The sequence below is a fragment of the Brachybacterium sp. HMSC06H03 genome (assembly GCF_001807385.1).
In the GTDB taxonomy this organism is placed as follows: domain Bacteria; phylum Actinomycetota; class Actinomycetes; order Actinomycetales; family Dermabacteraceae; genus Brachybacterium; species Brachybacterium conglomeratum.
Window position 1 is genome coordinate 1 of the sequence record NZ_KV788685.1, and the last position, 10,929, is coordinate 10,929.

The window sequence follows — 10,929 nt, forward strand, 5'->3', positions numbered from 1 at the left end:
GGCGAGCAGCGCGGCCCGGGCGCCGGCGCCGCGGCGGGAGCGGGCGCCGGTGGCGAGGTCGAACTCGACGTCGGTGTACCCTGCGGCGTCCTGGACCGCCTGCCGGGCCGCGGGCGAGAGCGGGGCCCGGCCGAGGTTCGTGTGGACGATGACGCCGGTCGCGTTCAGCACCGGGCGCAGCGTGGAGGCGCTGTGGTCCCCGAGGGAGGAGAGCACCGCGGCGGTCACGTCCTCCGGGGCGATCTCGCCGCGGCGGGCCCGGTCCTGGGCGGCGCGGACCAGGTCGTGCACCACGCGCTCCCCCATCGCGCCGCTCGCCGCGGCGACCTCGGGCAGGGCGAGCAGGCGATCCGTGCGCGGGATCCGCCGACGAGGGTCCTCCGCGCCGGGGCATGACCTGCCGGGGCTCTTCGCGTCGTGGCCGATGGCGCCGTGGCCGCCCCGGCCCGGGGTCGTCGTGCCCTCGGCGTCGCTCGGGGACTGGGGCACGGGACCTCCTGCGCACGGGATCGGAGCGTCCGCCCGACGGCGGACGGCAGTATTGGCGGAGGCGGACGGGAATCGAACCCGCCAGACCGAGATGCTCGGTCTCACCAGTTTTGAAGACTGGGGCGCCCACCAGGACACGTACGCCTCCGCGGGCGACGATATCACCGCCGGACCTGGGACGACGCTCGCACTCCTCAGGCGGACCGGGCTAGGGTCGGGCCATGAGCGACTCCCCCATCCTGCCCCTGTCCCGCCCCGCGATCCGCCTGACCACGATGGCGCACGGAGGCGGTTGCGCCTCGAAGATCCCTCCGGGCGAGCTCGAGGAGGTCGTCTCCTCCCTCGCCGGGCAGCAGTACGACCAGGTGATCGTGGGCCTGGACGACGGGGACGACGCCGCCGCCGTGCGGATCGGCGGGCCCGACGGCGACACGGCCGTGCTCTCCACCGCGGACTTCTTCACCCCCGTGGTCGACGACGCCCGCGACTGGGGCCGGATCGCGGCCGCGAACGCGCTCAGCGACATCTACGCGATGGGCGGCGACCCCGTGGTCGCGATCAACCTCGTCGGCTGGCCCCGCGAGGTCCTGCCCTACGAGCTGCTGCAGGAGGTGCTCGCCGGCGGTCTCGCGATCGCGACGGAGGCCGGGGTGCCGGTCATCGGCGGGCACTCGGTCGACGATCCCGAGCCGAAGTACGGCATGGCCGTCACCGGCACCGCCCGCCCGGACCGTCTGCTGCGCAACGACGCCGCGGAGCCCGGCCTGCCGATCACGCTGACCAAGCCGCTCGGGGTGGGCCTGCTGAACAACCGCATGAAGTCCACCGGCGAGGTCTCCGCCGCCGCGATCGAGGTGATGACGACCCTGAACCGGGACGCCTCGAAGGCGGCTCTCGCCGCCGGGGCGAAGGCCGCGACCGACGTGACGGGCTTCGGCCTGCTGGGCCACCTGTACAAGATGGGCCGCGCGTCCGGGGTCGGGATGATCCTGGACAGGGCGTCGGTGCCGCTGGTCGACGGCGCGGCGGAGGCGCTGCGGGACGGGTTCGTCTCCGGCGGGACGCGGCGGAACCTCGAGTGGGTGCGCCATGCGGTCCAGGCCGGACCCGGCATCGACGAGGACGATCTGCTGCTGCTCGCCGACGCGCAGACCTCGGGCGGCCTGCTGGTGATCGGCGAGGTGCCCGGCTATCCGGTGATCGGCGAGACCGTCGCGGGCGAGGGCATCCAGGTCCGCTGACCGCGCCCGCGGGTCCGCCCGTTCAGCCGGCGGTGGTGATCGAGTCGTCGGTGATGCCGGCGGCGCGGCGGGCCGCCAGGCGCGCCTTCTGCGGCTCGATCACGCGGCGCGGGTCCTTCACGGACTCGAGCCCGGCGTTCAGCACCCCGAAGCGGGTCAGCGCCGAGGCGGTCAGCAGCGCGGCACCGCTCGCCGCCGCGATCACGCGGCTGCGCCCGCCGAGGAGCGTGCCGATGCCGCCCGCGATCGCGAGGCGCTCCGCCCAGGTCAGGAGCTTGCCCGGCGTCCCGGTCTCGAGCGGCTCCCGCTCCAGGGGATGCATCGACTCCTTCATCAGGTGCATGCTCGCCACGTCCCCGGCGACCCCCGCGGCCGCGAGGAGCCGGGCGGGACCGGCCTCGGCGACAGGGGTGGTGACCATCGCGGCACCGCCGGCGGCGAGGCTCGCGGAGGAGGCGAAGAGGTACGGGAGGTGGCCGCGGCCTGCCTCCCAGGTGGGGACCACGGTGTTGCCCAGCAGCGCACCGGTGTACGAGGCGAGCAGCGGGGCGAGGGCGACCTGGCCGAGGGAGGCCGGCCCCTCGGCGGCCCTGAGCAGGTGGCGCAGCGCCCCGAGCGGGAGCTTCTCCCCCGCCAGGCGGTCGACCTCGAGCGCGCCGAGCACGCCGGACAGCGAGGCGAAGCCTCCCACCACCCAGGTGCCGAGGCTCATGGGGCTGGTGGCCTTGACCGTGCGCATCATGTTCAGGAACCGCTCGGGGCGGCCGAGATCCTCGATGAGCGCCAGCGTGCCGACACCGACGGTGCCGAGCGCCGTGAGGCGCGCGCTGCGGCGCAGCACCGGGCGACCGGTGCACTGCGCCCCGAAGGCCAGCAGGCCCAAGCCGCCGGCTACGCCGCCGAGGAACAGGTAGACGGCGATCGGGGCCTTCCACGGCGGCGCCTTGACCACGGGCCGACCGTAGTAGGAGTCGTACTGCTCGGACCGCTCGATCTCGACGTCCTCGACGACCGCGCCCTCGCGGGAGCCGTCGCCCATCCCGACCTCGCCGAGGCCGCGGCGGCGTCGGCGCTTCCCTCCGTCGCGCCGGCGGGGCTTCTCCGGCGGACGGTCCGCGTCGTACTCGGTGATGCTCATCGACGCGCCCCCAGGAAGGACAGCGCGACGGCCACGACCATGCCCGCAGCCGCGATGCCGGTGCGGGCGTAGAGCTTCGGCAGCGCCTTGGTGGGCACCTGCGGGTCCGGCGGGAGGCCGTACACCTCGGGCTCGTCCAGCAGCAGGAACACCGAGCCGGTGCCGCCCACGCCGTCCTTGGGGTTCGCCCCGTACAACCGCGCCTCGGTCATGCCGCGCTCGTGCAGGTCGGCGACCCGCTGCTTCGCGTCGGCCGTGAGATCGGGGTGGTCGCCGAAGGTGATCGACTGCGTGGGGCAGGTGGCGGAGCAGGCGGGCTGCTCGCCGTCGACCAGCCGGTCGTAGCACAGCGTGCACTTGCTCGCGGTGTTGCGGCGGGGGTCCTCCTCCTCGCGCACGGCGAACGGGGAGACGGTCCCGTCGTCGCGTCGCTCGATGACGCCGAAGGGGCAGGCGCTCACGCAGGTGCCGCAGCCGTTGCACACGTCCTGCTGCACCACGACGGAGCCGTACTCGGAGCGGAAGATCGCACCGGTCGGGCAGACGTCCAGGCAGCCGGCGTTGGTGCAGTGCTTGCACACGTCCGAGGACATCAGCCAGCGGAACTCGGGGGTGTCCGGCGGGGTGCGGTCCACGCCCGAGAGGTCACCGGCGGGGGTCGCGCCCCGCTTGCCGGAGGACTTCGGGCCGATCCCCGGCATCCCGAGGCTGACGAGCTTGCGGCCGGACTCCCGCGCCTCCTCGATCCGCTCCTGGCCCTGCTCGACGAAGGCGACATGGCGCCAGGTGTTCGCGCCGAGCTCGCCGGTGTTGTCGTAGCTCGAGCCGAGGATCTCGAGGTTGCCGTCGATCGGGTTGCGGTTCCACTCCTTGCACGCCACCTCGCAGGCCTTGCAGCCGATGCAGATGGAGGTGTCGGTGAAGAACCCCTTGCGCTCGTGGTCGTGGTCCCATCCCGCGTCCGCGGAGGGTCCTTCCGGTCCGGCGAGCAGGCTCATCGGTTCCTCATCTCCTTCATCGACGGCTCCCCTGTGGGCACGGCGGTGGCCTCCTCCGGACCGCGCACCTCGTGCGGGGTCCCGCCCGTGGCCGGGCCAGCACCGGGAGCGCCCTCGGCCCCGTCGACCTGCGGGTGCAGCGCGGGGATCAGCCCGGCCCTGCGGCGGTACTCCTCCACCAGCTCGGCACGGCCCGGCCCGCGGGGGCGGCGCCCGGGCAGGATCGTGCACGAGTTGTTCTTGCTGTTCTGGATCTGGGTGTTGGCGTCGAGGTTCATCCCGATCAGGTCGTTCGCCCCGTCGCCCTGCACCACCGCGGCGCTGCCGCGGCCCCAGTGGAACGGGAGGCCGATCTGGTGGACAGTGCGCCCGCCCACATGGAGCGGGGTCATCCGCTCTGTGACCAGAACCTTCGCCTCGATCGCGTTGCGCGCCGAGATGATCGTCGCCCACCCGTAGGGTTCGAGCCCGATCTCCGCGGCGAGCTCCGGGGAGACCTCGCAGTACATCTCCGGCTGGAGCTCGGAGAGATAGGGCAGGAACCGACTCATGCCGCCGGCGGTGTGGTGCTCGGTGATCCGGTAGGTGGTGAACACGTACGGATACACCTCACCGCCCTGCGCCGACGCGCCCGGCGAGCTGAGGTTGTCCTCGTCCTGGAAGGTGACCCTGGTGGGGTTGGACTGCTGGGGGTACAGAGGATTGGGGATGTTCGACTCCGGCGACTCGTAATGTGTCGGCAACGGCCCGTCCACCATGCCGGTCGGCGCGAAGAGCCATCCGCGCCCGTCGGACTGCATCGTGAACGCATCGGTCCCCGCCAGCGCCGCCACGCCGCCCTTGCCCGGGTCCCCGGGGTCGTCGGGACGCTTCGTGGGCGGGAAGTCCGGCACGTCCTTCCCGGTCCATGTCCCGCTCTCCTCGTCCCACCAGACCCACTTCTTCCGCTCGCTCCACGGGCGGCCCTCGGGATCGGCCGAGGCCCGGTTGTAGAGGATCCGTCGGTTCCCGGGCCAGGCCCAGCCCCAGTCGGCTGCGGTCTCGTCCTGCTCCTGACCGGGTGTCCGCTTCCGGGCACGGTTGATCCCGCCCGCGTAGACGCCGGAGTAGATCCAGCAGCCTCCGCTCGTGGAGCCGTCGTCCTTCATCTCCCCGAAGGAGGCCAGCGGCTGCCCGGCCCTCTCACCGGAGAGGTGTCGGCCGTTGATCTCGGCGAGGACCGCCTCGGCGTCCGGCTCGCCATGCTCGTTGACAGGATAATCCCAGGTCAGTTCGAGGATCGGACGGTCGCGAGGGTCGGAGGAGTCCTTGAGCTTCTCCCGCACGCGGCGTCCCAGCTCGTACATGAACTCGAGATCGCTCTTCGCGTCGCCCGGCGGCTCGACGGCCTGGTCGCGCCACTGCACCATGCGCTGGGTCTGCGTGAACGACCCGGCCTTCTCGGTGTGGTTCGCGGCCGGGAGGAAGAACATCTCGGTGCCGATCTGCTCCGGGGAGAGCTCCCCCGACTCGATCTCCGGTCCGTCCTTCCAGAAGGTCGCCGACTCGATCATGTAGAAGTCGCGCACCACCATCCACTTCAGGTGCGTCAGGCCCAGACGCTGCATACGCCCGTTGGCCGAGCCGACAGCGGGGTTCTGGCCGAACAGGAAGTACCCGTCGACCCCGCCCTCGAGCATCCGCATCACGGTCTGGTACGTGCCGTGCGCGCCGGTGAGCCGGGGCAGGTAGTGATACCCCCAGTCGTTCTCGGCGGTGGCGTGCTTCCCCCACCAGGCCTTCAGCAGATTGATCGTGTAGATGTCCGCATTGGCCCAGAAGCCCTTCTGCTCCTTCTTCCCCACCAGGCGCGTGTACTCGTCGAAGTCGTCCTGTCCGGCCTTCGGCATCGGAAGGTAGCCGGGCAGGATGTGGTAGAGCGTCGGGATGTCGGTGGAGCCCTGGATGGTGGCGTGTCCGCGCAGCGCCATGATGCCGCCGCCGGGGCGTCCCATATTGCCCATGAGCAGCTGGAGGATGCCGGAGGTGCGGATCATCTGCGCACCGCCCTGGTGCTGGGTCCAGCCCAGCGCATAGGCGAACATCGTCGTCTTCTCACGGCCCGAGTTCTCCGCGATCGAACTCGCGAGGTACTCGAAGTCCTCCGGAGCGATGCCGCAGGTCTCCTGCACCATCTCCGGGGTGTAGCGCGCGTAGTGACGCTTCAGGATCTGGAAGACGGTGCGGGGGTGCTGCAAGGTCTCGTCCCGCTCGGGCAGGCCGCGCGCGATCGCGTCGGGATCACCCGCGTACGCCCAGGTGGTGTTGTCGTAGGTGCCGGTCTCCGGGTCGTAGCCGGAGAACAGGCCGTCGAGGTCCTCGGGGTCGCCGTACGCCTCGGAGACGAGCGTCGAGGCGTTCGTGTACGCCTGCACGTACTCCTTGAAGTACAGCTCGTTCTCGAGCACGTGCCGGATCACGCCGCCGAGCAGCACGATGTCCGTGCCGGTGCGGATCGGGATGTGCCGATCGGCGTTCGCGGAGGTGCGTGTGAACCGCGGGTCGACGTGTATGACCCGGGAGCCGCGCTTGCGCGCCTCGACCACCCATTGGAAGGCGACCGGGTGGGCCTCGGCCATGTTCGAGCCCTCGATGACGATGAGATCAGCGTTGGCGAAGTCCTGCACCGTGTTCGTGGCACCGCCACGACCGAACGAGGCTCCCAGACTGGGAACCGTGGCGGAGTGTCATATGCGGGCCTGGTTCTCCATCTGGATGGCGCCCGCGGCGGTGAAGAACTTCTTGATCAGATAGTTCTCCTCGTTGTCGATGGTCGCGCCGCCGAGGCTCGCGATGCCCATCGTCCGCCGGAGGGGGTTGCCGTGCTCGTCCTCGTCCTCCCAGTACTTCCGGCGCGCCTCGAGGAAGCGGTCCGCGATCATGTCCATCGCGGTGTCGAGGTCGAGGTCCTCCCACTCGGTCCCGTAGGGGCGGCGGTAGCGGACCTTCGTCTGGCGCAGGTAGGAGTTCGCGAGCTGCTCGCTCGCGGCGCCCTTCGGGCACAGCCGGCCCCGGGAGACCGGGGAGTCCGGGTTGCCCTCGATGTTGATGACGCGTCCGTCCTTGTGGAAGACGCGCTGGCTGCAGCCGACGGCGCAGTACGGGCAGACGCTGTCGGCGACACCGTCCGCCTCCGCGGTGCGCGGCGTCGTGCTGCGGGTCCGCGGGGACGTGACGGCGGTGCCGCGTCCCGTCGGATCCGCCCCGCGCAGCTGCCGGATCACCGGCCAGTCGAGGAACGTCTTTCGAGCCATGCCCCCGATGCTATCAGCGGTTTCGACTCGAAGGGCGCGTTCGACGAGGCCCGGGCCGGGTCAGGCCCCCGCGGCGCCCTCGTCGCGGATCCGCTCGTGGTGGCGGATCACCTCGGTGACGATGAAGCGCATGAAGGCCTCGGCGAAGGTGGGGTCCAGCCCTGCGGCATCGGCGAGGGAGCGCAGGCGCTCGATCTGCTGCTGCTCGCGGTCCGGGTCCGCCGGCGGCAGGCCGTGCTCGGCCTTCAGCACGCCCACGCGCTGGGTGTGGGAGAAGCGCTCGGCGAGCAGGTGCACGAGGGCGGCGTCGATGTTGTCGATGCTGCGCCGCTCCTCTCCCAGCAGCTCCCGGGCCCGGGCGACCTCCGCCTCCCGCGGGGCACCCGCGTGGCCGGATGCGCTCATGCGGTGCGCTCCTGCCGGCCGCTGCCGTGCTCGCGGTCCGCGTCCTTGCCGGTGAGCATCAGGGGCGCCCGGCCCTCGGTCACGACGCCCTCGGTGATGACCACCTTGACCACGTCATGCCGGGAGGGGACCTCGAACATGACCGGCTGGAGGGACTCCTCGAGGATGGCGCGCAGGCCGCGCGCACCGGTCTCCCGCTCGACCGCCTTGTCCGCGATGGCCTCCAGGGCGCTGCGCTCGAAGTCGAGCTCGACGCCGTCCAGGGCGAACATCTTGCGGTACTGCTTCACCAGCGCGTTGCGGGGCTCGGTGAGGATCGTGATCAGCGCCTCCCGATCGAGGTTCGAGACGCTCGTGATCACCGGCAGGCGGCCGATGAACTCGGGGATCAGCCCGAACTTCAGCAGGTCCTCGGGCAGCAGCTTCGAGTACAGCGCCTCCTGCGCTAGCGGGGAGTGCAGCTCGGAGCCGAAGCCGATGCCGCGCTTGCCGATGCGGGAGCCGATGATGTCCTCGATGCCGGCGAAGGCGCCCGCCACGATGAACAGCACGTTCGTCGTGTCGATCTGGATGAACTCCTGATGGGGGTGCTTGCGCCCGCCCTGCGGCGGCACCGCAGCGACCGTGCCCTCGAGGATCTTCAGCAGCGCCTGCTGCACGCCCTCGCCGGAGACGTCGCGGGTGATCGAGGGGTTCTCGGCCTTGCGGCCGATCTTGTCCACCTCGTCGATGTAGATGATGCCGCGCTCGGCCTTCTTCACGTCGTAGTCCGCGGCCTGCAGGAGCTTGAGCAGGATGTTCTCGACGTCCTCGCCCACGTAGCCGGCCTCGGTCAGCGCGGTGGCGTCTGCCATCGCGAAGGGGACGTCGAGCATCTTGGCGAGGGTCTGGGCGAGATAGGTCTTGCCGCAGCCGGTGGGGCCCACCAGCATGACGTTGGACTTGGAGACCTCGATGTCCTCGTGGTCGTCGCTCGCCTCCTCGGCGAGGCTCGCAGCGGCGCTCTTCGCGTTCGGAGCCGCCTGCGCGGCGTCCTGCGCGCGCACGCGCTTGTAGTGGTTGTAGACCGCGACGGCGAGGGCGCGCTTGGCAGGCTCCTGGCCGACCACGTACTCCTCGAGGAAGTCGAAGATCTCGCGCGGGGCGGGCAGCGGGGCCTGCTCCTCGGCGGCGGGCTGGGCGGCCTGGACCTCCTCGGCGATGATCTCGTTGCACAGCTCGATGCACTCCTCGCAGATGTACACCCCCGGCCCCGAGATCAGGCGCTCGACCTGCTTCTGCGACTTGCCGCAGAAGGAGCACTTGAAAACGTCCCCGTTCTCGCTCGTACGTGCCACAGCTGTCCTCCTCCTCGGCGCTCAGGTCCGTCCAGCCTCCCCGCCGCTCCTGGCGTGACCGCGCAGGCTCGCTGTGGGCAGAACGACGGCCCCGCCGCAGCGGGGCCGTCGTGGTCGATCGTCGTGCGGCGGAGCCGTCGCGGCGGCCCGCCGACGCGTCAGCGGCCGAGCGCCGGACGCGCCTCCTTGCGGGAGGCGAGCACCTGGTCGACCAGGCCGTACTCGAGGGCGCCCTGCGCGGTGAGGATCTTGTCGCGCTCGATGTCGGCGCTCACCTGCTCCTTGGTGCGGCCCGAGTGGTGGGCGAGGGTCTCCTCCAGCCACTCGCGCATGCGCATGATCTCGTTGGCCTGGATCTCGAGGTCGGAGGCCTGGCCGCCGCCGCCCTCGCCGCCCATCGCGGGCTGGTGGATGAGGATGCGGGCGTTCGGCAGCGCGAGGCGCTTGCCCGGCGCACCGGCCGCGAGCAGCACGGCGGCGGCGGAGGCCGCCTGGCCGAGGCACACGGTGGTGATCTCGGGCTTGATGTACTGCATCGTGTCGTAGATCGCGGTCAGCGCGGTGAACGAGCCGCCGGGGCTGTTGATGTACAGCGTGATGTCGCGATCGGGGTCCTGGGACTCGAGCACGAGCAGCTGCGCCATGACGTCGTCGGCCGAGGCGTCGTCCACCTGCACGCCGAGGAAGATGATGCGGTCCTCGAAGAGCTTGGTGTAGGGGTCCTGGCGCTTGAAGCCGTAGGCGGTGCGCTCCTCGTACTGGGGCAGCACGTAGCGGGAGGTCGGCATCTGAGCGGCGGCGGCGGGCTGCGCGCCGGCCTGGGCCATGGGCAGCGCGCCGATGGTGCGGGGATCGAAGGTCACGGGGTCTCCTGGTCTCGAAGGTGTCGGAAGGTTCTGGAGGGGGCGATCAGCTGTCGGTGCCGCCGCCGCCCGTGACGTCGCCGGAGCCGGCGACGATCTTGTCGATGAAGCCGTACTCCAGGGCCTCCGCCGCCGTGAACCAGTGGTCGCGATCGGAGTCGGCGTGGATCTGCTCGACGCTCTTGCCGGTCTGCTCGGCGATCAGCTCGGCGAGCTGGTTCTTCATCGAGAGGATGAGGTCCGCCTGGATGCGGATGTCGGTGGCGGTGCCGCCGAGGCCGCCGAGCGGCTGGTGCATCAGCACGCGGGTGTGCGGGGTCGCGTAGCGCTTGCCCTTGGTGCCGGAGGACAGCAGGAACTGCCCCATCGACGCCGCCATGCCCATGCCGACGGTCACGATGTCCGGCTTGACGAACTGCATCGTGTCGTAGATGGCCATGCCCGCGGTGATCGAGCCGCCGGGGCTGTTGATGTAGAGGTAGATGTCCTTGTCCGGGTCCTCGGCGGCCAGCAGCAGGATCTTGGCGCAGATCGCGTTGGCGTTCTCGTCGCGGACCTCCGAGCCGAGCCACACGATGCGCTCGCGCAGAAGGCGCTGGTAGACGTTGTCGTCGAGGCCCATCGGGGAATCGCCGGCCGCGTCACGGGGCGCGGAGGGCTGGCTGCTCTGCGGGGTCTGAGAGGTCACGGGGGCTCCTTGATCGCGGGAATCGTCGATGCGTCGACTCTAGGCGCTGGGCGGGAGGGTGACGGGCCCTGTTCGCCGCAGGCGCACTGGCACGGCGCCGCAGCACCTGTGGCGTCCCGCCCCCGGGATCGTCAAGGCGGGGCGAGAGTCGGTCACGACTTCCTGCCTATGTGTAAAAAAGAGACAAAAAGCGTTCTCCGGGTCTGCCAAGCACCTTCAGAACGGGCCGGAGACCCTTCTACCGTGAAGTCACCACGCCGACCCCAGAGGTCGCGACATCCCGCAGGAATGCCCCCGGCCTCCGGTCGGGATCGGAAGGAACTCCCGCTCATCATGGCTCAGCACAACTCCCACCGTCTCCCCGGTCGCGCTCAGCTCCCCACCCGCCAGGCCGGCACCGCGGCCCGCGGCCTCGGCGGCGCCGCCGTCCTCGGCACCGTCGTCCTCGGCACCGCCTTCACCGGCGCCTCGGCCCAG

Annotated in this window: 8 protein-coding genes, 1 tRNA gene and 1 pseudogene; 1 reads left to right on the forward strand and 9 read right to left on the reverse strand. The window is 71.1% G+C overall.

Going from position 1 to position 10,929, the window contains the following annotated elements; translation table 11 throughout:
• Window positions 1-426 (reverse strand): annotated as a pseudogene (locus HMPREF3159_RS03055) (L-seryl-tRNA(Sec) selenium transferase); the annotation flags it as partial.
• A gap of 116 nt (window positions 427-542) precedes the next feature.
• Window positions 543-637: transfer RNA gene (locus HMPREF3159_RS03060), tRNA-Sec, on the reverse strand.
• A gap of 73 nt (window positions 638-710) precedes the next feature.
• Between HMPREF3159_RS03060 and selD the strand changes: the two genes are divergently transcribed.
• Complete coding sequence (selD, locus tag HMPREF3159_RS03065; protein ID WP_070499617.1) at window positions 711-1,730, forward strand: selenide, water dikinase SelD; 1,020 nt, start codon at window positions 711-713, stop codon at window positions 1,728-1,730.
• A gap of 22 nt (window positions 1,731-1,752) precedes the next feature.
• Here the strand turns inward: selD and nrfD are convergent, their stop codons facing one another.
• The 7 genes from nrfD to HMPREF3159_RS03100 all read right to left on the reverse strand — a co-directional run bounded on the left by nrfD (window position 1,753) and on the right by HMPREF3159_RS03100 (window position 10,386).
• Window positions 1,753-2,868: an NrfD/PsrC family molybdoenzyme membrane anchor subunit gene (gene nrfD, locus HMPREF3159_RS03070; protein ID WP_070499618.1), complete on the reverse strand. Its 1,116-nt coding sequence runs from the start codon at window positions 2,866-2,868 to the stop codon at window positions 1,753-1,755.
• Window positions 2,865-3,866 (reverse strand): 4Fe-4S dicluster domain-containing protein, encoded by a 1,002-nt coding sequence (locus HMPREF3159_RS03075; protein ID WP_070499619.1) that lies wholly within the window; start codon window positions 3,864-3,866, stop codon window positions 2,865-2,867. Before HMPREF3159_RS03075 ends, nrfD begins: the two co-directional genes overlap by 4 nt.
• Window positions 3,863-7,159, reverse strand: coding sequence for a formate dehydrogenase-N subunit alpha (gene fdnG / locus HMPREF3159_RS03080; RefSeq protein WP_246821452.1), 3,297 nt, complete (start codon window positions 7,157-7,159; stop codon window positions 3,863-3,865). Before fdnG ends, HMPREF3159_RS03075 begins: the two co-directional genes overlap by 4 nt.
• 60 nt (window positions 7,160-7,219) lie before the next feature.
• Window positions 7,220-7,564, reverse strand: coding sequence for a chorismate mutase (locus HMPREF3159_RS03090; RefSeq protein WP_070499622.1), 345 nt, complete (start codon window positions 7,562-7,564; stop codon window positions 7,220-7,222).
• On the reverse strand, window positions 7,561-8,901 hold the full coding sequence (gene clpX / locus HMPREF3159_RS03095) for an ATP-dependent Clp protease ATP-binding subunit ClpX (RefSeq protein ID WP_070499623.1): 1,341 nt from the start codon (window positions 8,899-8,901) through the stop codon (window positions 7,561-7,563). The genes HMPREF3159_RS03090 and clpX overlap by 4 nt, the downstream gene beginning before the upstream one ends.
• 158 nt (window positions 8,902-9,059) lie before the next feature.
• A complete protein-coding gene (locus HMPREF3159_RS17620; RefSeq protein ID WP_210388819.1) occupies window positions 9,060-9,728 on the reverse strand; it encodes an ATP-dependent Clp protease proteolytic subunit in 669 nt (222 codons plus the stop codon).
• A gap of 82 nt (window positions 9,729-9,810) precedes the next feature.
• On the reverse strand, window positions 9,811-10,386 hold the full coding sequence (locus HMPREF3159_RS03100; protein ID WP_070499624.1) for an ATP-dependent Clp protease proteolytic subunit: 576 nt from the start codon (window positions 10,384-10,386) through the stop codon (window positions 9,811-9,813).
• Window positions 10,387-10,929: the final 543 nt, after the last annotated feature.